General features: G+C 36.3%; 12 protein-coding genes. All 12 read left to right on the top strand.

Annotated elements, in window-relative coordinates; genetic code table 11:
* Nucleotides 1-146: 146 nt before the first annotated feature.
* The 12 genes from ACHRVX_RS18930 (at nt 147) to ACHRVX_RS18875 (ending at nt 24,739) form a co-directional block, all read left to right on the top strand.
* Nucleotides 147-1,580: a sialate O-acetylesterase gene (locus ACHRVX_RS18930; RefSeq protein WP_395335046.1), complete on the top strand. Its 1,434-nt coding sequence runs from the start codon at nt 147-149 to the stop codon at nt 1,578-1,580.
* A gap of 255 nt (nt 1,581-1,835) precedes the next feature.
* Nucleotides 1,836-4,166, top strand: a complete 2,331-nt coding sequence (locus ACHRVX_RS18925; RefSeq protein WP_395335043.1) for a DUF5703 domain-containing protein — start codon at nt 1,836-1,838, stop codon at nt 4,164-4,166.
* A 6-nt stretch (nt 4,167-4,172) separates the two neighbouring features.
* Complete coding sequence (locus ACHRVX_RS18920; RefSeq protein ID WP_395335041.1) at nt 4,173-6,623, top strand: polysaccharide lyase family 1 protein; 2,451 nt, start codon at nt 4,173-4,175, stop codon at nt 6,621-6,623.
* A gap of 326 nt (nt 6,624-6,949) precedes the next feature.
* Nucleotides 6,950-8,971 (top strand): glycoside hydrolase family 127 protein, encoded by a 2,022-nt coding sequence (locus ACHRVX_RS18915; RefSeq protein ID WP_395335039.1) that lies wholly within the window; start codon nt 6,950-6,952, stop codon nt 8,969-8,971.
* A 69-nt stretch (nt 8,972-9,040) separates the two neighbouring features.
* Nucleotides 9,041-10,027 (top strand): pectinesterase family protein, encoded by a 987-nt coding sequence (locus ACHRVX_RS18910; RefSeq protein ID WP_395335037.1) that lies wholly within the window; start codon nt 9,041-9,043, stop codon nt 10,025-10,027.
* A gap of 12 nt (nt 10,028-10,039) precedes the next feature.
* Nucleotides 10,040-10,822, top strand: a complete 783-nt coding sequence (locus ACHRVX_RS18905) for a rhamnogalacturonan acetylesterase (protein WP_395335035.1) — start codon at nt 10,040-10,042, stop codon at nt 10,820-10,822.
* A gap of 647 nt (nt 10,823-11,469) precedes the next feature.
* Nucleotides 11,470-14,853 carry a SusC/RagA family TonB-linked outer membrane protein gene (locus ACHRVX_RS18900; RefSeq protein ID WP_395335033.1) on the top strand — a complete coding sequence of 1,128 codons (3,384 nt, stop codon included), beginning with the start codon at nt 11,470-11,472 and terminating at the stop codon, nt 14,851-14,853.
* 19 nt (nt 14,854-14,872) lie between these two features.
* Entirely contained in the window at nt 14,873-16,858 is a 1,986-nt protein-coding gene (locus ACHRVX_RS18895) for a RagB/SusD family nutrient uptake outer membrane protein (RefSeq protein ID WP_395335031.1), read from the top strand.
* 89 nt (nt 16,859-16,947) lie between these two features.
* On the top strand, nt 16,948-18,651 hold the full coding sequence (locus ACHRVX_RS18890) for a polysaccharide lyase (RefSeq protein WP_395335029.1): 1,704 nt from the start codon (nt 16,948-16,950) through the stop codon (nt 18,649-18,651).
* 105 nt (nt 18,652-18,756) lie between these two features.
* Entirely contained in the window at nt 18,757-19,428 is a 672-nt protein-coding gene (locus tag ACHRVX_RS18885) for a DUF3826 domain-containing protein (protein WP_395335027.1), read from the top strand.
* Nucleotides 19,429-19,540: 112 nt separating this feature from the next.
* A complete protein-coding gene (locus tag ACHRVX_RS18880) occupies nt 19,541-21,241 on the top strand; it encodes a polysaccharide lyase (RefSeq protein WP_395335025.1) in 1,701 nt (566 codons plus the stop codon).
* Nucleotides 21,242-21,634: 393 nt separating this feature from the next.
* A complete protein-coding gene (locus tag ACHRVX_RS18875; RefSeq protein ID WP_395335023.1) occupies nt 21,635-24,739 on the top strand; it encodes a DUF6298 domain-containing protein in 3,105 nt (1,034 codons plus the stop codon).
* The last annotated feature ends 103 nt before the right edge of the window (nt 24,740-24,842 follow it).

Raw genomic sequence — 24,842 nt, 5'->3', positions numbered from 1 at the left:
ATATGGTTCGAGCCGATGGTTCTTTTGCGTAACGTAAAAGTTCCGGAGGAACGATTCATATTGTAGCGTCGGGTTTTAACCCGATGAACGATTAGTATAGCAGCGTCGGGATTTCCCCGTTAGATATAGATTAAAAATAAAAAAGAATGAAAAATTTAAAAGAATATATAGTTGTGGTTTTCTTGTTTTTAGCAAGTTTCCAAATCAATGCAAAAATCAAATTGCCGGCTTTATTTACCGATAATATGATGCTGCAGCAAAAGTCGAATGCGCCAATGTGGGGTTGGGCAGAAAAGAATGCCAATGTTGTGATTAAAACGTCATGGGATTCTAAGATCTATAAAACCAAAGCAGATAATTCCGGAAAATGGAAAACAGATTTACAAACACCCTCTTTTGGCGGACCATTTACAATTGAAGTTGTTGAAGGAACAGAAAAAGTAATCGTAAAAAATGTCTTGATTGGCGAAGTTTGGTTGTGTTCAGGACAATCAAATATGGAAATGCCTTTGAAGGGTTTTCAGGGTCAGCCCGTGAAAAACGGAAACGAAATCATTGTAAGATCAACCAATAAAAACATTCGATTAATTACGATTCCGCGTGCAACGGTTTTAGAACCTTTAACTGATTTTGAAGGAAAATGGGAAATGGCTTCGCCAAAATCAACTTCAAATTTTAGTGCCACGGCCTGGTATTTTGGTTCGCTTTTACAGGAAGTTTTAGATGTTCCGGTTGGGTTGATTCATGTTTCGTATGGAGGTTCAAGCATGGAAGCGTGGATGAATCAGGAAATGCTGAAAGATTTTGCAAGTGCTAAAATTCCAACCACAAAAGAAGAATTGGCAAAAGATCCAAATCGTGTTCCGACAACTTTATTTAACGGAATGCTTTCGCCTGTAATTGGTTACGGAATCAAAGGTTGTATTTGGTATCAGGGAGAATCAAATTACGAGAGAGCTTCAGAATACGCAGCTTTAATGAAAAAGATGGTAAGCAGTTGGAGAACTTTGTGGAAACAAGGCGATTTCCCTTTTTATTACGCTCAGATTGCGCCGTTTAATTATGCATCATTTCATCCAAAAGATTATCTGGAAAAGTACAATTCGGCTTATTTAAGAGAAGCACAATTGAAAGCTTCAAAAGAAATTCCGAATTCAGGAATGGCAGTTTTGATGGATGTGGGCGAAGAAAACAGCATTCACCCAATGGACAAGGAAAAAGGCGGAAACCGATTGGCTTTTCAGGCTTTGGCAAGAACTTACGGAATTGAAGGTTTCGAATTCGAGAGCCCGAAATATAAATCAATGGAAATAAAAGACAGTTCGGTAACCGTTTCTTTTGATGATGTTGCCAACGGAATTACATCTTATGATAAAGAGGTTTTAGGTTTTGAATTAGCGGGAGAAGACAAAGTTTTTTATCCGGCGAAGACCGTAGTAAGAAGAAAATCGGTGGTTTTAACTTCTGATAAAGTAGCGAAACCAGTTGCAGTACGATATTTATGGAAAGACTTTGCTAAAGCAGAATTGTTTAGCGCGGGCGGTTTGCCGGTTTCGTCATTTAGAACGGATGAGTGGTAGGTTTTTTTACCATCTAAGTGATATAAGGTCATTTAAGCTTGGTGTTTGCTGAAGTCTTTAGAAGATATAAGTTTTAGGGATTTTAGACCTTACAGGTCTAACAATGTGGGGAGTTTTGTCATTTCGACGAAAGGAGAAATCTTCGCAAGAAACTCGACAAAGATTGGATTTTCGTTGCGGAGCTACTTGCGAAGATTTCTCCTCTGTCGAAATGACAAACTAGGTATTGAAAATGAAACAAACAAAATAATAAACTTGAAAAAAACAATTTACATATTATTTCTTTTCATTACGCTTTTCGCGAAAGCGCAAATCCCTGTGCTTGAAAATTACAATCAAATCTGGAATACACAAAGCAATAATGCATCAGAATCAATGCCGTTGGGTGGCGGCGATATTGGATTGAATGTTTGGGTAGAAAAAGGAGATTTGTATTTTTATTTTTCCAGAAGCGGCACTTTTGATGAACATAATACGTTAATGAAATTAGGCCGCGTAAAAGTTACCTTAACACCAAATCCGTTTAAGGATAACGAAGGTTTTAAACAGGAATTGGTTTTAAAAGACGGTTATATTTCGATTGCTCAAAATAATACCAAAATCAAACTTTGGGTGGATGTTTTTAAACCTGTAATTCATTTCGATTTAGAAAGTAAAACAGCTTTGAAAATGACAGCTTCTTATGAAAGTTGGCGTTATAAAAATCGGGATTCAAAAGGAAAAGCAAACAATGCCAATTCTTATAAATGGGCTCCGCAAGGTGAAATTATTACCTATAAAGATTCCGTTTCTTTTGAGAATAATGGAGTGAAATTCTATCATAGAAACAGAGAACAAACCGTTTTTGATGTTGCGGTAAAACAGCAAAAAATGGAATCGGTAAGTGATCAAATGCTAAATCCTTTGGCAAATTTGACTTTTGGAGGTTATATGCAGGGAACTAATATGAAATCTGATGGAACTTATGAAGGTAAATATCAAAATACTGATTTTAAAGGGCATTCAATTTCGAGTATAAAACCTTCAAAGAAACAATCTTTAGAAATCTATTTAAATACAGGTCAATCTGATGTAGAGGTTTGGAATAAAGATCTTAAAAATCAAATTGCATCAAATAAAAATACTTCAAAACAAGCAGAAAAAAATACCATAAAATGGTGGAATGATTTCTGGAACCGCAGTTTTATTTTTACGCAAAAAAATCAATCGATTGAGAAGGATTCGGTTTACCAAATCGGACAAAATTATCAATTGTTTCGTTATATGTTAGGCTGTAATGCGTACGGAAAATATCCAACAAAATTCAATGGCGGATTATTTACGGTTGATCCGGTTTTTACGAACCCCGATTTAAATTTTACACCCGATTTCAGGAATTGGGGTGGCGGAACAATGACGGCGCAAAACCAGCGATTGGTTTATTTTCCGATGGTCAAAAGCGGTGATTTTGATATGATGAAATCGCAATTGGATTATTATTTAAGTCTTCAGAAAAACGCCGAATTAAGAAGTAAAGTGTATTGGAATCACAACGGCGCATCATTTACAGAACAATTGGAAAATTTTGGTTTACCAAATCCTGCCGAATACGATTGGAAACGTCCCGCGGATTACGATCCGGGAATGGAATATAATGCATGGCTTGAATATCAATGGGACACGGTATTTGAATTCTGCCAAATGATGCTGCAACAGAAAGAATATGCCGGAGAAGACATTCAGAAATACAATCAATTCATTATTAGTTGTCTTCGTTTTTTTGATGAACATTATCAATATTTGGCAAAACAAAGAGGCAGAAAAGCGTTGGACGGAAATGGAAAATTAATTTTATTTCCGGGTTCAGGTGCCGAAACCTATAAAATGGCGAATAATTCTAATAGTACGATTTCGGCTTTAACTATAATTGCAAGAGATCTTTTAAACCTTTCTACGGAACAATTATCAAAAGAAGAACTGGAATATTTAAAAGGTTTTCAAACCAGAATTCCGCCTTTAAATTTTGGTACAATCGAGAATCGAAAAGTACTAGTTCCGGCAAAATCGTGGGAAAGAATTAATAATTCTGAAGTGCCGCAATTGTATCCGGTTTATCCGTGGGGAATTTTCGGCGTTGGAAAACCAGATTTAGAAACCGCTTTGAATACCTGGAAATACGATACGGATGCCATAAAATTCAGAAGTCATATTGGCTGGAAACAAGACAATATTTTTGCCGCAAGATTAGGTTTAACTGAAGAAGCCGCAAAATACAATTTATTAAAAATGAGTGATTCCGGACGACGATTTCCCGCATTTTGGGGTCCGGGTTTCGATTGGGTTCCGGATCATAATTGGGGAGGAGCAGGAATGATTGGTATGCAGGAAATGTTGTTACAGGAATCTGATGGTAAAATTTATCTTTTTCCCGCCTGGCCAAAAGACTGGAATGTACATTTTAAATTACATGCAAAACAGAATACAACTGTTGAAGCAGAACTTATAAATGGCGAATTGAAAATTTTGAAGGTAACTCCCGAAGAAAGAAAAAAAAATATAATCAATCTTCTGAATAGATCAGAAGAAGAAAAAATACAATTAAAATAAAAAAACATGACCAAAAAATTATTTAGTTCATTTGCTTTGGCATTACTTTTTGCCGCAAACGGACAAGCACAATCAACGGAAAAACAAATCGTAAAAGTTGATTTTGATTTTTTTCAAAGAAGATTAGAAGAAGTTCACGATCCTAATTACGATTCGTGGGTAATCAACGACGCAAAAGAAGCCGAGAAAACCTTCAATAATGTAACTTTTAAACTCAAAGGAAACTTTACTTCAAAATGGTATAAAGTTGGGATGAATGCGCCTTTTTATAACAGATTAGGAAGTGATGGTTTGGTTACAGCTGAAAATTTAGAACTAAAAATAAGCGGACTGAAAGCAGGAAAACATACGCTTTTAACTTTTCACAATGCTTTTGATGTTATTACAGGAAAAACATTTTCTCCCATAAAAATTTACATCAACGGAAAGTTGGCAGAAACCGTAAATGCAACTCAAAGAGCAAATGCTAAGATCGATGCAGCAATGGTGTATCTCAGTTTTAATGCCGTAAAAGGTAAAGATGTAGTTATTCGGTTTGAAATTGATCCAGTAACAAATCCTGATGTTGTAAAACAAATTGTGATTAACGGTTTCGAAATTGATACACCCAATTTAATGAATCAGGCGCGTTCACCGGAACCTAAAAATGGCGACGAACATTTTGTGACAGAGAAAAATTCAGTTTTAAAATGGGATGCTTCAAAAAATGCAGTAACGCATAAATTGTATTTTGGGGAAGATGCAGCAGCGGTTGGAAACGCAACGGAAGCTTCGAAAGAATTTAAAGGAAAATTGACAGAAAGATCATTTCCTCTTTCGGATTTATACAGCGGCTCAACCTATTACTGGCGTATTGACGAAGTTGATGCAAAAGGCGATGTGACTTTAGGAAATGTCTGGTCGTTTAAACCGGCGCAATTGGCTTTTCCAGGAGCTGAAGGTTACGGACGTTTTGCAGTTGGAGGACGTGGAGGAAAAGTTATTGAAGTAACAAATTTAAACGATGATGGTCCCGGGAGTTTGCGAGATGCTGTAAATCAGCAAATTGGTCCAAGAACGATTGTGTTTAATGTATCGGGAAATATTAAACTGGCATCAAGATTAGTGGTCAATCAGCCTTATATCACGATTGCCGGACAAACTGCTCCGGGAGAAGGAATTACATTGAGCAGAGCCCCAATTGGACTTACCGGAAATGATGGTGTGGTTCGGTTTTTAAAAGTAAGAATTGGCGGCGGAACTACTTTTGACGGAATGGGATTAACGGGAGCAAATTACAGCATAATCGATCATTGCTCGATAAGCTGGACAATCGATGAATCATTTAGTTCTCGTGGCGCGCATCATATCACGTTACAGCGCACTTTAATTTCTGAAGCTTTAAACGTGGCGGGACATGATAAGTACGAAGCAGGAAAAATGCACGGATATGCGGCAACAATTGGCGGTGATATTGGTAGTTTTCACCACAATTTACTGGCGCATAATTACGGTCGCAACTGGAGTATTGGCGGTGGTTTAAACGGAGACGGATTTTATTCCGGTAAAGTAGATATTACCAATAATGTAGTTTATAACTGGGGACATCGCACGACAGATGGCGGAGCTAATGAAGTAAATTTTGTCAATAATTTTTACAAACCGGGAGCTTCTACAGATATTTTTGTTGCCTTAAATGCACAACATGAAGGAGTTGGGAAAGGAATGCAGCGTTATTATTTTAACGGAAATGTAATGCCGGGTTATTTTGATGAAAAATCTCAGGAAAAAGGCAGAAAAATGACGGTTTCAAATAAGGAAATAGTGGAATATGAAACTTTTGTTGACAAACCATTTTTTGAATCATATGTTGAAACACAATCGGCGAAAGCGGCATATAAAAATGTACTTTCAGATGTTGGTGCCAATCAGCCTTTTTTTGATAAACACGATAATCGAATTGTCGATGAAACCTTAAAAGGAACTTTTACCTATAAAGGAAGCAAAAGCGGTTTAGGCGGAATGATCGATAACGAGCAAGACGCAGGCGGATGGCCTGATTTTGCCACAGAAACCCGTCCGGCAGATTTTGATACAGATCATGACGGATTACCAAACTGGTGGGAAAAAGCGTTTGGTTTAAATGAAAATTCTAAAGCAGGAGATTTCTCTGACGCCAATTCTGACACTGATAAAGATGGTTTTACGCAACTGGACAATTATTTAGACTGGATGGCACAGCCACATTTCTTTATTAATTCGGGAGATAAGGCGGTACTTTCGGCAGCTGATTATTTCAAAGGATATGAGAATAAACCGGTTTACAATTTCTCGGATCTTAAAAATGGAAAAGTAGTTTTAAAAGGAAAAGAGATTCAGTTTACAGCAATAGAACCAGGATTTGCATCCTTTGTACTAACAGTAAAAGATGCCGATGGAGATTCAATGAACCGAACCATAAATTTCTTTGTGAAGTAAAAAATTGCCCACAGATTATACGGGTTAAACTGATTAGCACAGATTTTATTATAAATAGTAATTCTTTGTCAGGTAAAAAAGGTTTGCCACGAATTGCACGAATCTTCGCGAATTATTTTTTTTTGGACTATTTCATCAAAAAAAAATTAGTGCAAATTTGTGAAATTCGTGGAAAGAAAAAATCTGCTCAGTCTGCAAAATCTGCGTGCTGATTTTTTCACGCAAATTGAGCAGATCAAGCAGATAAAAAATCCGCGATAATCCGCGTTTTGCTTTAGCAATCCTCGTCATCCTCGTACAAATCATCACAACAAAAAATCATCAAAATGAAAAAGCAAGTCATACTATTATCAACGATACTTTTTTCAACTGTGATTATGGCACAGAATAAAGGTTTAGTAGCCAATTCAAACAGTCCCTATTCTAAATTGCAAAGTGTAGGTCTTGAAGATGTAAAATGGACAAATGGTTTCTGGAAAGAACAATTTGATGTTGAAACCAAAAACACACTTCCGTATATGTGGGATTTGTATCATAACGATACCATTTCGCACGCTTATAAAAATTTCGAAATTGCAGCAGGTTTGATGAAAGGAAAATTTAGCGGACCTTCTTTCCATGATGGCGATTTTTACAAAATTTTTGAAGGAATGGCAGCAACTTATGCCGTAACAAAAGACAAAAAACTAGATGTCGAAATGGATAAAGCTATCGCACTTTTTGCGAAAGTACAACGCAAAGACGGTTATATTCATACGCCGGTTTTAATCGACGAACGCTGGGGAACTTTGGGACCGGAAGAAGTAAAAAAACAATTGGGTTTTGAGAAATACAATATGGGACATTTGATGACCGCTGCCTGCGTACATTATCGTGCCACCGGAAAAACCAATTTTCTGGATATTGCAAAAGGAGTTGCCGATTATTTGTATGATTTTTATAAAAAAGCTTCACCTGAACTGGCTCGAAATGCTATTTGTCCATCCCATTATATGGGAATTGTTGAAATGTACCGAACCACCAAGAATCCAAAATACTTAGAATTAGCCAATAATCTTATTGATATTAGAGGAACCACAAACGACGGAACAGATGATAATCAGGACAGAATTCCGTTTAGACAGCAAACCACGGCAATGGGTCACGCTGTTAGAGCAAATTACTTATACGCCGGAGTTGCAGATTTATATGAAGAAACCGGAGAAAAGAAATTACTGGACAATCTTGAATCGATTTGGGAGGATGTAACATACCGCAAAATGTACATTACCGGAGCTTGCGGTGCTTTGTACGATGGTGTTTCGCCAGACGGAACTTCTTACGACCCAACTGTGGTTCAGAAAATTCATCAGGCTTACGGACGTCCTTTTCAATTGCCGAATGCGACGGCTCACACCGAAACCTGCGCCAATATTGGAAATGTTTTATGGAATTGGAGAATGCTGCAAATTACCGGAGACGCCAAATATGCAGATATTGTAGAACTAGCTTTGTACAACAGCGTTTTATCAGGCGTTAACCTTCAGGGAGATAAATTTTGTTACAACAATCCGTTGAATGTTTCTGATGATTTGCCTTTTCAACAACGATGGGGAAATGAGCGTGAGGGTTATATAAAATTATCGAATTGCTGTGCGCCAAATGTCACCAGAACCGTAGCTGAAATTGGAAATTATGCTTATAATCTTTCCAAAGAAGGATTGTATGTCAATTTATACGGAAGCAATACTTTAAAAACTAAAACATTAAACGGAGAAGTTCTTGAAGTTGAGCAACAAACCAATTATCCGTGGGACGGGAAAATTGTATTAAAAATTGTAAAAGCCCCAAAACAAGATCAGGCATTTTTTTTAAGAATTCCGGGATGGAGTGAAAACGCAACAGTTACAATCAATACAAAAAAAATTAATGATAAGGTTGAAGCTTCTTCTTATTTGAAAATAAACCGGAAATGGAAAAAAGGAGATGTTATAGAATTGGATATTCCGATGAAAATCGAATTAATGCAAGCCAATCCGTTAGTGGAAGAAGTGAAAAATCAGGTTGCCGTAAAAAGAGGTCCAATCGTATATTGCTTAGAATCGAATGAACTTCCGGCAAATACAAGTGTAAATGATGTTATTTTAAATGTCAATTCTATATTCACAACAGCTTTTATTGAATTAGATAGTAGAAAATTATTGAGTATTACTGCAACTTCATTTATTAGTGATGATAATGCCTGGAATAAAAAATTATACAAACCATTATCAGATAAAAAAACAAAAGAATACAGCGTAAAACTAATTCCGTATTTTGCATGGGGAAATAAAGGCAAAGGTGAAATGACCGTTTGGATGTCGCATTAAAAAGGGAATAAGTTAGTTTCTCCTTCGTCAAGATGACAAAAAAAAGGCAATAATTAAAATTAAAAAATAATGAAATATATTCTAAGCTTATTTTTATTGGCAACGACATTTTTGTCCGCGCAAACTATTGATAATAAGTTCGAATTAACGGTTGCGCAAGACGGTTCCGGTAATTTTAAAACGATTCAGGAGGCGGTAAACAATGTAAAAGATAACTCAGATAAACGTGTCATCATTACCATTAAACCCGGAATTTATGTGGAAAAACTAGTGATTCCTTCATCAAAAACCAACATTACACTGAAGGGAATTGACAGAGATAAAACAATAATTTCTTATGATGATTATTCCGGAAAACCGTTAAGAGAAGCTGATCCGGCTGGCAAAACAGCTTTTGGAACTTCGACTTCTTATTCATTTTTAATTGAGGGAGATAATTGTACTTTAGAAAATCTTACAGTACAAAATACTGCCGGAAGAGTAGGACAGGCAGTGGCTTTGAACATTAAAGCCGATCGTATTATCGTGAAAAATTGTGCTATTTTAGGCAATCAGGATACGCTTTATTTGTCAAAAGATAGTGTCAGGGCTTATTTTGAAAACTGTTTTATCAACGGGACAACTGATTTTATTTTTGGCTCGTCGATCGCTTATTTTTATAAATGTACGATCGAAAGTTTAACCAATTCCTATATTACTGCCGCTTCGACGGTGCAGGCAGATAAATATGGTTTTGTATTTGTGGATTGCAAATTGACTGCAAAAGACAGCACAGTTGATAAAGTTTTTCTAGGCAGACCATGGCGACCATATGCTCAGACTGTTTTTATCAATACTGAAATGGGTTCGCATATCATACCAGAAGGATGGAACGCATGGATTGATACCAGATTTCCTGATAAAGACAAAACGGCTTATTATGCAGAATACGGAAGCAAAGGCCCAGGTGCCAAAAATATATCTCAAAGAGTGGCCTGGTCGCATCAATTAAAAAAAGATGACCTGAAAAAATATAAAATAGAATTGGTTCTTAATGGCTGGAATCCAAATAAATAAAATCTAAATGCTATGAATAAATATAAAATTTTCTCACTCACTTTAATTTCAATATTGGTTTTAAGTGCTTTTAGTTTTAAATCAAAAGTGACCACAATTTATCTGATTGGTGATTCGACAGTTGCAGATTATTCGTTAGAGGAAAATTATCCAACTAAAAAGTTTCCGCAAGTGGGCTGGGGGCAAATGTTTCCCTCTTTTTTTAAGAAGGACAGTTTGAAACAGGTCGCATCTATTTTAGGAAATGCTACTGAAGTTAAAATTGATGACAGGGCGAAAGGAGGAAGAAGTACCAGAACTTTTTTTCAGGAAGGACGTTGGGCTTCGGTTTATAATTCGCTTAAAAAAGGTGATATCGTAATGATGCAATTTGGACATAACGATGCATCGGTAGAAAAAACGGAGCGTTATGTAAACATTGAAGGTTACAAAGAATTTTTGCGTCTTTTTAGCAATCAAACCAAAGAAAAAGGTGCAATACCAATCTTGATGACTCCGGTGGCGAGAAATTATCCATGGAAAGAGGGCAAACTATCAAATGTTCATGGCGAATATCCGCAAGCGGTTAAAGATGTAGCAAAGGAATTAAACGTAAAATTGATCGATTTAAACGAATTATCTATGGAATTCTTTTCCTTAAAAGGACAGGATTTTGTTACCACAAATTACTTTATGAATTTTGAAGCAGGCAAATTTGAGGCTTATCCTGATGGACAAAAAGATAATACACATTTTCAAACCGCCGGAGGAACTGAAGTAGCAAGGTTAGTGTTTAATGCCATGAAAAAATTGTAGTTTCTTAGTTTATTTTTATTCTTTTAATAATTAAAAAACTTTTTACCATTAAACAAAATACAAGAATTTAGTTTCAAGGTTTAGGAAAAAAAACATTTGGTCAGAATTTACGTTTAAAAAAATATATTTTTTTTAAAATGTTTCGTAAGCTTTTATCTTTAGTTTTAAGATATGTTGTGCGTATTTTATGAATTAATAAGTGTAGTTTTTACATCAAAAAGTAAATCTTGTCAACTTACGGCATCATCTTTAAATGATTATGTATCAATATACAACTTGAACATTTTGCGAATAAAACAGTGTAGAATTGGTTTTACTTATTTTTTATCTTTTTTTTATAAAAAAGCACTTTTGTATTGGATTATACTCAATGTTATTCTTCATTTTTTCTGATACATATATTTTTTCTTTCATATTTTTATTAATATTGTTTTTTTAAGTGTAATTTTTTAGCATAATACTATTGAAGCAGGATAGCACAGGACGGTTGTAATACGCAATCGTTATATTTTTGGATCAAGATTAATAAATGTGTATTTAACATTTAATAAATAATTTAAGTTTACTTTAAATTTTGTTGATGTTTTAGAACCACATTAAACATGACTAACACTTATATTACTAACCTAACCAAAACAAAAACATTTATGAAACAAGCACTTATAAAAAGATGTAGTTTTCTTTTGTTTGCATTAATGACTGTTATGAGTTATGCTCAGAACTCAACCACTCAAACTATTGTGTCAGTATCAGGAACTGTAACGGATAATTTTGGAAGTCCATTACCAGGTGTAAACGTAACGGAGAAATCCAGCAAAAATGGTGTTACAACAGATTTCAACGGAAAGTATCAAATTAAAGTAAAAAGTGGAGCAACTTTAGTATTTTCTTTTATCGGAATGAAAAAAAGTGAACTTCCATTAAACGGTCGTAACGTTGTTGATGCAAAATTAGCCGAAGATTCAAATCAACTGGATAATATCGTAGTTGTAGGTTATGGAACTCAGAGAAAAAGAGAACTTACAGGTGCAATTGCTACTATTAAGCCAGATGATTTAATGGATCTGCCTGTAACTAATTTATCCGATGCCTTAAAAGGATTAGTTCCGGGGCTTTCTGTTTCTGGAGGTTCAGGACGTCCTGGAGAAGCTTCAAATATTCAAATTCGTCAATCTTTTGGTTTTTCAAAAGATGGAAATTCAACAATACCTTTAGTTATTATTGACGATATGATTCAGGTGGATCCTACGAATGGAAAACCTACATTGGAACAGTTTAACAGATTAGATCCTTCAGAAATTGAAAGTATAACTGTACTAAAAGATGCTTCTGCTGCAATTTACGGAGCTCGTGCTTCGCAAGGTGCAATCGTTGTAAAAACAAAAAGAGGAAAAACGGGTAAAGCAAAGTTTTCTTATAACAGTCAATTTGCAGTAAATGATGCTGTTAGCCATAGTAAAGTAATGAATGCTTACGAGTTTGGCGTTTTCAGTAATAGATTCTTGCTCAATCAAACTCCTACTATTGATCCAATTAAATTGTATTCTGCTGCAGAATTGGAACAAATGAAAGGACTCAATAACGATTGGTTAGAGGAAGCCTGGAAACCGGCTATTCAGCAAAAACATTCATTTAATATAAGTGGAGGTAGTGAAGATATAACCTATTTTGCAGGAGCAACTTACCTTACTCAGGATGCGAATTTAGGATATCAAAAATATGATAAATGGAATTATCGTACCGGACTTAATGCTAAAATCGCAAAAAATTTAGAGTTATCTGCTTCCATTTCTGGAACTTCAGGCACTATCGATAAAACTTTTAGTAAGGCATCGGCAAATATTAGTGATGGTAGTTTTGCCTCTGCTTCTGGTGGAGAACAGGCTGATTATGGGTTCCTATTACATATGCCGCAACATGTGCCTTGGCAAACAACTATTGGAGGTCAGCAATATTATGTATCGCCATTTCCTAATTCAAATAAAAACTTAGGAAGTGCAAATGCAAATAATACAATCGCAGGATGGAACTATTTTGCCAATTTAAATAATGGTTCACATCAAATTAGTGATGACAATTCGACTAACGTAAATGCTTCGTTGAACTATAAAGTAGCTGCTGTAAAAGGACTTTCTGCTAAAGTTACCTATTCAAGAACACAAAGTTCTAATTATACAGAGCAAATTCAATTGCCTTATGACTTGGTAAGAATCAGAAATTATGAAACACAGGACAATCACCTTGCAAGCGCAGCTGATCCAAGTTTTTATAATCTGAATACAAATCCTCAGGGGGATTATCTTTTAGAAACTAACGTAAGAAACTCAAGAGTTTATTATAATAATAGTGACAGTAAAAGTACCCAGGGTGACTTTATGATCAATTACGACAGAACTTTTGGGAATCATCAAATTGGTGCAATGGTTGGTGGTGAGGCATCTGAAATCTACAATACGACTACACGTCTGGCTTTTGAAAACACATCAAAAGATTATTTAGGAAGTGCTGCTACAGCTGGAACTTTAAATCAGGCTAACAGTCTGGCATCTAAAGTAGAGGGAGGAACACTTTCCTATTTCGGACGTATTAATTATAGTTATAAATCAAAATATCTGGCACAATTTCTTTTCCGTAGTGATGCATCTACAAAGTTTGCTCCGGAGCATTACTGGGGCTATTTTCCATCGCTTCAATTGGGTTGGGTAGTATCTAAAGAAGAATGGTTTTCAAGAAATGTATCATGGGTTGATTTCTTTAAAGTTCGTTATTCTATTGGTAAAACCGGAAAAGATAACCTTCAGCCTTGGAAATGGGTTCAGTTTTATGATGTCATCGTTGACAAAGGCTTCCAATTTGGTTCAAATGGAGGAACCAATGCTTCGGGTTTGACGCCCAGAGTTAACCCAAACCGAGATGCAACATGGGATACAACGGTTAAAAACAACCTTGGTTTTGACTTAAATGTGCTTAAAAACAGATTGAACTTTACAGCAGATTTCTATTATGATAAAACTACAAATATGTTAACAGATATGAGTAGTGCTGCAGGTGTGCCAATTTCTATTGGAGGTGCTTTTGCAGAACAAAATTATGCTGCAGTAGATGCATGGGGAGCTGAGTTTAGCTTAAACTGGAGTGATAAAATAAAAAGTGACGTTAGTTATGATATAGGAATTAACTTTAGCTATGCTGATAATGAAGTTAAAAAATATCCAACACAGGCCATTGTCGCTCCCTCTAATAATGCAACAAGAGAAGGACAGTCAGTAGGATTTAATCCGGTATGGGGATTTGCCACCTGGAAAGGAACTTCTACAGGTGATGGTATTTTACGTACAGATGCAGATATTGCTAACTATTGGGCGTATTTAACAGAGCGTGCAACAGCCGCAGGAACTGTACCAAGATATTTTGACATCAATGCTCCATCAGGAATTTCAAAAGGATCTTTAGCGTATCAGGATGTTGCAGGACAACTTAATCCTGACGGAACTTTAGGAGCACCAGACGGTCAGATTATGAAAGAGAATGATTATATAAAATTAGCCAATAGCAGCAGAACGTATGGGTTTACAACAAATTTAGGTTTTAAAGCAAAAGGATTTTATTTAAGAACTCAAATTTCAACTTCATGGGGTGGTGCAACTTTTGTAGATTTAGTACAACAAGGAACTTCGTCTGCGGCAAGTATGTGGTCGCATGAAACATTCTGGAATGATATGTACGGAGCTGATAATCCTAACGGAAAATATCCTAACCTGGCACAATGGTCGAATATATCAAGCCCTTCTGATTTTTGGCAATTGAACACTTTTAGATGCTTTGTCAGAAATTTAAGTATAGGATATGATATCCCTAAAAAAGTTTTTGCAGATACTAAAATAGCAAGCATAACATTAGGATTAACAGGTAATAATCTTTGGGATTTATACAACCCATATCCGGATCATTATCGCAATATGTATGACAATTCTTCTGTGGGATATCCTACACTTAGAACGTGGTCGTTTAATTTCAACATATCATTCTAATTAAAATTCGATGACAATTATGAAAACAAAAATTAACAGATATATAGCCCTGACACTTTTAATTGTTTTAGGTGCTTCATGTAGTGACGACTTTCTGGAAGATAAAAAAAATTACGGTTCGTATGATGATACTTTCTACCAAAGTCAGGAACGTACACAAGCGTATGTAGACAATCAGTATTATGAATTTTTTAGTGCTTATAAATCTCCTGTAGCAACATTAGTGGGATTGTATACAGATACAAATTCCAGACTTACTGAAGAGTTGGGAGGAACACAGGACTATATTAATCCTAACAAAACCCTTGTCAATGCGGCAGATGCAAATGCGTATTATGGTGCAAAAATAGGAACTGGTATTGTCAATAGTCCTTATAACAGAATAAGAGAATGTAATAATTTACTCGAAGATATTGATATAAAAGGAGCAACTCTTGATAAAACATTTCGAGATCAGGCAAAAGGGCAAATGTATTATTTACGTGCTATTCAGTATTTTGATTTAATGCGTACTTATGGAGGCGTTCCTATTGTAACAACAGTTCAGGATGCTGCTGCAGATAACCCTGCAATCCAGCTTCCAAGAGCAAAAGTTGCTGAAGTTGTAGATCAAATCGTAAAAGATCTGGACATGGCAGCAAGTTTATTACCGGGTAACTGGGCTGCTGCAGGTTCAAATTACGGTCGTGTTACAAAAGGTGCAGCTATGGCGCAAAAATCCCGTGTTCTATTAACCTTTGCCAGCCCTTTGTTCAACAAAAACTGGGACGGATCAAATGATCGCTGGAATGCCGCTTTAAAAGCAGGATTAGAAGCAGAAGCGCAATTAACAGCAGATGGTTACGGATTAGTGGGAAGTAATGCCAAACAATGGGAACAAATGTTTCTTGTAGACAATGCTTTTTGTCCGGAAGCAATCACAGTGCAATTTTGTGGTCCGGGTAATACAGCTCAAACTACAAATAATTCCTGGGAAAAAGCAATTCGTTTGCAGGGTCAGGGTGGATCTGGCGGAGGAACACCAGCTCCAAAAGAAATGATCGATTTATTCCCGCTGGCAGATGGCAGAAGACCAACCGCTGCTAACGGATATAATGATTTCACCTTTTTTGTAAATCGTGATCCAAGATTTTACAGAACATTTGCTTTCTCAGGTGTGAGATGGGCATACAAAGAAAATGCTACAGCTGCATTATGGACGTACCGCTGGGTAGATGGTGCAAGTAAAATAGGATTTGCTGATGGAAATAGCTCAGCTTCAAGTCCTGCTTTTGTTCGAAAAATGACAAATCTTACCGCTACTAATGCAACAAATTTCCAGTATTCAGGAACTGATATCTTTGAATATCGCTATGCCGAATTATTATTGAATATTGCAGAATGTTATGCCGCTTTAGGACAAACAGGTAATACTTTAGCGTATTTGGGGAGAATTAGAAACCGTGTTGGAATTCCATCTGCAAATAATTACGGAATTGGCACATTAACAGATAAATATACTGCTATCGAAGCCGTATTATATGAGCGCAGAGTAGAACTTGCCTACGAAGGAAAACGCTATTGGGATGTTCAGCGATGGATGCTTTATGACAATGAAACACTTCCGGGCGTAACAGGCGGTACAGTTAGTAAATTAGGTTTAGCACCAATAAACGGAACTCAGCGTACAGGAAACTTTTTGCAATATAAAAATACAGCTGCTTCAGAAAAAACAGATCCTATTTCAGCCGCCGCCCGTACAGCGGTTGTAGCAGATCCGGATGCTGCAAATTTCACAGCGCAATTAGCAACTTTGGCTACTTTTTATAACAATAACTTTATACGCACATCTTTAGTTACACCAATGGATAACTTCAATGGTGCTGCCGTTAAAATTAAATTTAATCCTAATTATTATATAAGCGGATTAAATAATACAGCCTTAACCCAAAATACATGGTTATTGCAAACGATAGGGTGGAATGACGCAACCGGTGGTAGCGGAACTTTAAATTATCAGGAATAAAAAAATATCAAAACATATAAAAACGATCACCTGTATTGCTAAAATACAGGTGATTTGTTTAAAAAGAATTACCAAAATTAAAAATTAACATGAAAAATTCCGTATTATTTATTCTATTTCTCTTTATCGTGGGAAATTTCGAGTGTTTTGCCCAATATCCAAAACTAAGTAAAGAAGTTCAGGAACAGGAAAAGGCAATAAAAGACGAAGCTTCAAAACTTTCTGACGAAGCCTGGGAAAAAGCACTTGTAATTATCGAAGAAGAAGCCAAACACGGCAAACCTTATATCCCATGGGCATCAAGACCAAATGATTTACCACAAGCAGAAATTCCTGCTTTTCCTGGAGCAGAAGGAGGAGGAATGTTTACTTACGGAGGTCGTGGTGGTAATGTTTACACCGTTACAAGTCTTGAAGATCGCGGACCTGGAACTTTACGTGAAGCCTGCGAAAAAGGCGGAGCCAGAATCATTGTATTCAACGTTGCCGGAATTATCAAAATCAAAAGTCCGCTAATTATACGAGCGCCTTATATTACAATTGCAGGTCAAACTGCACCCGGAGACGGAATTTGTATTGCCGGAGAATCCGTTTGGATTGATACTCATGATGTAATTATCAGACATATGCGTTTCCGCAGAGGAGAAACTTTCGTAGGCCGTCGAGATGATGCTATTGGAGGAAATCCTGTTGGGAATATCATGATCGATCACGTTTCTGCAACTTGGGGATTAGACGAAAATATGTCCATTTACAGACATATGTACAGCCCGGGCGCAGGTTATCCGGACGAAAAGAAACCAACTGTAAATATCACAATCCAAAACAGTTTATTTGGTGAAGCCTTAGACACTTATAATCATGCTTTCGGAAGTACTCTAGGGGGAGAAAATTGCGCTTTTGTTAGAAATATGTGGGCAAATAATGCCGGTAGAAATCCGTCAATTGGATGGAACGGAATTTTTAATTTTGCAAACAATGTGGTTTTCAACTGGTACAACAGATCGACAGATGGAGGTGATTATACAGCCAACTACAACATCATCAATAACTTTTACAAACCAGGACCGGTTACAGATTTAACGCAACCCATTAGTTACAGAATTTTAAAACCGGAATCAGGAAGAAGCAAATTATCTTATATGGTTTTTGGAAGAGCGTATGTAAACGGAAATATTGTGAACAACAACGAAAAAGTAACAAAAGACAACTGGGATGGTGGAATTCAGATCGAAAACAAAAAAGGCGAGTTAATGACGTATGACGAATCCAAAGATTTTTTTGCTAAAATGAAATCAGACAGACCTTTCCCAATGCCTTGGTTTCATCCTTTCATGAAAGCTGATGAAGCATATGAATATGTATTGAAAAATGTTGGAGCAACTTTACCAATCAGGGATAAAGTAGACGAAAGAATTGTAAGAACCGTAAAAACAGGAGTTCCTGAATATGCAAAAGGATTAGAGAAAAAAGAATTCTACCAATTCGAACACAGACGTTTACCGATGGATTCTTATAAAAAAGGAATCATTACAGATATCTCTCAAGTGGGCGGATATCCGGAATACAAAGGAAAACCTTATGTTGATACAGATAAGGATGGTATGCCAGACAAATGGGAGAAAAAACACGGTTTGAATCCAAATGATCCATCTGATGCAAAAGGAGATTTAAATGGAGACGGATATACAAACATAGAAGATTATATCAACGGAATTGATCCAACTAAAAAAGTAGACTGGAAAGATTTAAAAAATAACAACGAGACTTTAACAAAGTCTCTACAAGATTAAAAAAGAAAAAGTCTCCTAAATTTGCCCAATCTGCGTGAGAAAATTTAGCACGCAGATTGAGCAGATCAAGCAGATTTAGTGATGGTAATTTATAATTTATTAAAAATGAAATCAATTAAAAAAATAAGCTTGTTGATCATGGTATTGGTTTTCTTTACCAGCATCGCACAACAACATTTAGATCCCGAATACATAAAAGTAACCAACGAAAGAGCTTCAAAAATTGTAGTAAAACTAGAGTTGGCAAACCCTGCAAAAGAAAAAGCAGTAACCGAAATTATTGCGCAGCAATTTAGAGATCTTAGCGAAATTCAGGATGGAAGAGACGCCGAAATCAAAAAAATAAAAGAGAATTCCGCTTTAGCGAAAGAAAAACAAACCGAAAAGATTGATAAACTAAAATCAAAAGCAGACGAATCAATTGCCAAATTGCACAAATCTTACCTTAAAAAATTAGGCAAAGAATTATCAGAAGACAAAATCACCGAAGTGAAAGACGGAATGACGTATGGTGTTTTACCAATTACAGTTGCAGGTTACAACGACATGTTACCCAATTTAACTGAAGCACAAAAAGAGTATATCTATAAAGCTTTGGTTGAAGCCAGAGAACATGCAATGGACGGAGGATCATCTAAAGAAAAACACGGTTGGTTTGGAAAATACAAAGGAAGAATCAATAATTATTTGTCTAAAGAAAGCTATGATTTAAACAAAGAAAGTGCCGATTGGCATAAACGCCTTGAAGAACGAGAAAAGGAAAAAGCAAATAAATAGTCAGGGAGTTTTCAGTCGCAGTAACAGTTTTCAGTCTCAGTTTTAATTGTCTACTGAGACTGAAAACTGAAAACGGAAACTGAATACCATAAAACTTTACATACCAACTCTCATGCAAAATATTTCCCCAAATAGAATTCTAAAAAGAACAATGATGATGATTTCATTTTGTTCCTTCTTCACTTCAGCATATGCACAATATCCGCAAATTCCAAAACCGCTTCAGGATAAAACTGATGCAATTTTGGCTGATGAGGAAAAAAGATTAGCTGAAATCTGGAATGCCAATTATAACACTATTCAGGCTGAAGCCAAATTAGGCCGACCTTATTTACCGTGGGCTTCTTATCCCAAAGATTTTGTGCATGCCGATATTCCTGCTTTTCCGGGAGCCGAAGGCGGTGGCGCTTTTACACCCGGAGGAAGAGGCGGAAAAATATTCGTTGTTACTAGTCTGGAAGACAGCGGAAAAGGAACTTTCAGAGAAGCTTGTGAAGCCGTTGGAGCAAGAACAATTGTATTCAACGTTTCCGGAATTATTCAGTTAAAAAACAGAATTAGCATGCGTGCGCCTTACGTGACTATTGCAGGACAAACTGCTCCCGGTGACGGAATTTGCATTGCAGGAGAAACCTTAGAAATCGATACACACGACATAATTATCAGACATATGCGTTTTCGCAGAGGTTCTACAGATGTTACCCGCAGAGACGATGCGCTTGGCGGAAACCCAATTGGCAATATTATTGTAGATCACTGTTCTGTAAGTTGGGGATTAGACGAAAATATCTCCTTATACAGACATCAGTTTGCGGCAAATGATAAATCGAAATTAGAAAAATTGCCAGCTTGTAATATTACCATTCAAAACACTATTTCGTCTGAAGGTTTAGATACTTATAATCACGCTTTCGGAAGCACAATTGGCGGATTAAACAGCACTTTTATGCGTAACTTGTGGGCAGATAATATTTCAAGAAATGCTTCTATCGGAATGTATGGTGATTTTAATTTTGTGAATAATGTGATTTTCAATTGGTGGAATCGTTCTTTGGACGGAGGTGATTATCGTTCGATGTTTAACATCATCAATAATTATTTCAAACCGGGACCAATAACGCCAACAGATCAGCCAATTCGTTACAGAATTTTAAAACCGGAATCTGGATACATGAAACCTAAAACATATGGAAGAGCTTATGTTGACGGAAATTATATCGTAGGTTCTCCAGAAGTAACAAAAGACAACTGGAATGGCGGAGTACAATTAGAAGATCAGTCGGCAGAAGAAACAAAAGAATATTTGGAACTGATCAAACAGCCAAAACCGTTCTCGATGCCTGATATTAAAATTATGAAAGCAGAAGAAGCGTATGAATTTGTCTTGAATAATGCCGGAGCAACGCTCCCAAAAAGAGATGCCGTTGATGAAAGAGTAATCAAACAAGTTCGCACAGGTAAAATTGAAGTAAAAGATGGTTTGGAAAATGCAATTGGTAAGGAATTTATTAAAAGAAGATTACCTGCTGATTCGTATAAAAGAGGAATTATCACCAATCCAAATCAGGTTGGAGGATATCCGGATTATAAAGGAAAAGCCTATAAAGATGCTGATAATGATGGAATTCCGGATGCCTGGGAAAAGAAATTTGGTTTAAATCCAAATGATGCTTCAGACGCCAATAAGGATTCAAACGGTGACGGTTATACAAATATTGAAAAATATTTTAACGGAATCGATCCAAAAGGAAAAATAGATTGGACAAAATTTGAAAATAATACCGATACGTTGTTGAAAGCATTATTGCAGTAAATTTAGAAGATAGAATAAAGAATATAGAGAATAGAATAAAGAGTAAAGATTCTCAAAAAGAGAAACTAGCTTCAAAAAATCTAAAGTCTAAACTCTGAAATCTAAAATTAATAAGTTCAAAGTTTGTCATTTCGACGGAGGGGACTCGAGCGATAGCGACTGGCGAAGCAAATCTCCGCGAGATGCTCGACAAAGATTGGAATTTCGTTGCGGAGTTACTTACGAGGATTTCTCCTTCGTCGAAATGACAAGATTGTGGGAATTAGGAATGAAATGATAAGCCTGAAAAGCATAGAACTGATAAGGTGTAATTTTAAAGTCTAAAAAAATAAAATTAAGGTGAATTTTAACCAACTGAAAAATATAATCCCTCTTCAAAAAAACAATCTCTTTTTGTTATGTTCCGCCTTGTTTTTAATAGCAAACATCGGAACAGCACAAACCAATTTCCCAGACATCATAAAAAGCAAAGAAGGAAAACTTTCTTTTACAGCAGACGCAAAAGGAAACCAAATTCCTGATTTTTCATACGCAGGATATATGGCATCGGAAAAAGCGATTCCGAATGTAGAAAATAAAATTTTTGTTCCGAAACAAGAAGAAGATGCAACTCAAAAAATTCAGGCTGCGATTGATTATGTGAGTAATCTAAAACCAAATAAATCAGGTTTTCGCGGAGCCGTACTTTTAGACAAAGGAACATTTAAAATCAGCGGAACCTTATTCATCAAAAAATCAGGAGTTGTTTTACGCGGAAGCGGAAACAATGAAAACGGAACGATCCTGTTAGGAACCGGATTAAAAAGAGAAGCTGTCATTACAATTTTGGGAATTGATGATAAAAAACTGGGTGAAACTTTAGAATTCAATATCAATTATACACCACTCGGAACAAAAACAATTCAGCTAAAAAATGCCTCAAAACTAAAGCCATCCGATGAAATTATCATTACCAAACCTTTAACAGATAATTGGATTAAAGAGTTAAAAATGGATGATTTTGGTGCAGAAACCGGATGGATTGGCTGGAAAAAAAATGATTGGAATATTACCTGGAACAGAGTGGTAACCAAAATCAATGGGAATGCAGTGACATTAAACGCACCATTAACTATGACTTTGGATGACGTTTACGGAACTGCAAAAGTAACAGCATATTCCTGGCAAGGAAGAATTGAGCAAATCGGAATCGAAAATATTTTGATGAAATCAACTTATCATACTTCAAAACCAAAAGACGAAGAACACAGATGGTTGGGAATCAGCATCGAAAACACAAAAAATGCCTGGGTAAAACAAGTTAGTTTTAAACATTTTGCCGGCGGTGCCGTTTCGGTACTAAAATCGGCACAGCAAATTACAGTTGAAGATTGTATCGCAACCGAACCCGTTTCTGAAATTGCCGGTTTTAGACGCCACACTTTTTATACAGAAGGGCAACAGACTTTGTTTCAGCGTTGTTACTCCCAATACGGTTACCACGATTTTGCAGTAGGCGGATTTGGAACAACAGGTCCAAATGCGTTTATTCAATGCGAATCGTATTTGCCTTTCAACAATAGCGGAGCCATTGGAAGTTGGGCAACAGGAGTTTTATTTGATGTTTCTTATGTAGACGGACACGCTTTGAGTTATAACAACCGAGAACAAAACGGAAGAGGCGCAGGCTGGACGGCCGCAAATAGCGTTATTTGGGAAACTTCAGCATCAAAAATAGAATGTTACAATCCGCCAACGGCACAAAATTGGGCTTTTGGAACTTGGGGAGGAATAATGGCCGGAGACGGACATTGGAAAGAGGTAAACGGACATATCAGTCCAAGAAGTTTATTTTATGCACAGTTAGAAACTCGTCTTGGAGAACTTCCTTTAAAACCATTTATTTATGATTTAGGTTCAGAACCTTCATCAAGTCCCGCTGTTGAAGTGGCTGAGGAATTAACTAAAAATTCAGTTTCACCAAAAGAAAGTTTATTAGAATGGATTGCAGAAGTTTCAAAAGCAAATTCAACTGACACGAATAATTCAGGTCTTAAAAATGCGAATGATTTAAAAATAAATTCGGCACAAAATAATAGTTCAGACCATAAAGTAATCACAAAAAACGGCTGGCTTACTTATGATAATAAAGTAATTGCCGGAAACAGATTAAGCGTGCCGTGGTGGCGAGGAAGTCTTAGAGACAGCGATATTTCGAAATCAGTGCCGGATGTTACCAGATTCGTTCCCGGCAGAACAGGAACAGGATTTACAGATAATATCAGCGAAGTTTCAGACTATTTGACGACCAATAATATGATCGCGTTAGAACATAATTACGGATTATGGTACGAAAGAAGAATGGACGATCACGAACGCGTTCGCCGTTTTGATGCCGATGTCTGGCCGCCGTTTTACGAACAGCCATTCTCCAGAAGCGGACAGGATTTTGCCTGGGATCAATTAAGTAAATACGATTTAACAAAATTCAATGATTGGTACTGGGATCGTTTATCACTTTTTGCTGATTTAGCAGAATCGAAAGGACAATTGTTAGTCAACCAGCAATATTTTCAGCACAATATTATCGAAGCCGGAGCACATTGGTCAAGTTCACCATGGCGTTCTGCAAACAATATAAACAGCACAGGTTTTCCGGAACCACCGCCGTATGCAGGAGACAAACGTATCTTTATGGCAGAACAGTTTTATGATGTTAACAATCCTGCGAGACGAAAATTACACCAAGGTTTCATCAGAAAATCATTGGAAAATTTTGCAGAAAACAGCAACGTAATTCAGTTAACAAGTGCCGAATATACTGGACCGCTGCACTTTATGGAATTCTGGCTGGATGAAGTTCAAAAATGGAAAGAAGAAACCGGTAAAAAAGCAATAATCGGTTTAAGCGCTACAAAAGATGTTCAGGATGCCATTTTAAATGATGCCAAAAGAGCAAAAACTGTAGACGCAATAGATATTAGGTATTGGTATTATAAAGAAGATGGTTCAGCATATGCACCAGAAGGCGGTAAAAATTTAGCACCAAGACAACACGCGAGAAAACTAAAAACCGGAAAAGAAACGGACAATCAGGTGTATCGCGCCGTTCGTGAATACCGCGAAAAATATCCGGATAAAGTCATTTTATATTCAACAGATGCGTCGTCAAAATTTGGATGGCCAGCTTTAATGGCGGGAGCTTCATTACCAAATATTCCGAAAATTGAACTTCCTGAGTTTTATTCCGCTTTAAGCGAAATGAAATTAGTTGACGGCAATACGTTTTCAGATAATCTTTGGAAACTGGAAAATAAAGGAAAAAGTTACCTTTTCTATTTAAAAAACGATAAGGATATTACAATCGATTTATCAAATGAAAAAGGAACTTTCGAAGTATACGCAATAAACGCAGTAACAGGAAATTTTACTAAAAAAACAAATATCAAAGGAGTAAAAACAGTAGTAATTCCTCAATCTGAAATAAAAGAAAAAGTACTTTTTATAATTAAAAAATAATTGCCCACGGATGACACAGATTAAACGGATGAACACAGATAAAAATTAAAGATTAAAAATTAGAAATTAAATCTGCACAATCTGCCAGATCTGCGTGAAACAA

Origin of the sequence: Flavobacterium sp. FlaQc-47, assembly GCF_044006475.1 — a bacterium.
Lineage (GTDB): Bacteria > Bacteroidota > Bacteroidia > Flavobacteriales > Flavobacteriaceae > Flavobacterium.
This window is presented reverse-complemented; position numbering and strand designations above follow the sequence as displayed.

Excerpts from the sequence above, each read along its gene's own strand:
- ACHRVX_RS18930 (WP_395335046.1), top strand. The coding sequence starts at position 147 with ATGAAAAATTTAAAAGAATATATAGTTGTGGTTTTCTTGTTTTTAGCA.
- ACHRVX_RS18920 (WP_395335041.1), top strand. The coding sequence starts at position 4,173 with ATGACCAAAAAATTATTTAGTTCATTTGCTTTGGCATTACTTTTTGCC.
- ACHRVX_RS18915 (WP_395335039.1), top strand. The coding sequence starts at position 6,950 with ATGAAAAAGCAAGTCATACTATTATCAACGATACTTTTTTCAACTGTG.
- ACHRVX_RS18910 (WP_395335037.1), top strand. The coding sequence starts at position 9,041 with ATGAAATATATTCTAAGCTTATTTTTATTGGCAACGACATTTTTGTCC.
- ACHRVX_RS18905 (WP_395335035.1), top strand. The coding sequence starts at position 10,040 with ATGAATAAATATAAAATTTTCTCACTCACTTTAATTTCAATATTGGTT.
- ACHRVX_RS18900 (WP_395335033.1), top strand. The coding sequence starts at position 11,470 with ATGAAACAAGCACTTATAAAAAGATGTAGTTTTCTTTTGTTTGCATTA.
- ACHRVX_RS18895 (WP_395335031.1), top strand. The coding sequence starts at position 14,873 with ATGAAAACAAAAATTAACAGATATATAGCCCTGACACTTTTAATTGTT.
- ACHRVX_RS18890 (WP_395335029.1), top strand. The coding sequence starts at position 16,948 with ATGAAAAATTCCGTATTATTTATTCTATTTCTCTTTATCGTGGGAAAT.
- ACHRVX_RS18885 (WP_395335027.1), top strand. The coding sequence starts at position 18,757 with ATGAAATCAATTAAAAAAATAAGCTTGTTGATCATGGTATTGGTTTTC.
- ACHRVX_RS18880 (WP_395335025.1), top strand. The coding sequence starts at position 19,541 with ATGCAAAATATTTCCCCAAATAGAATTCTAAAAAGAACAATGATGATG.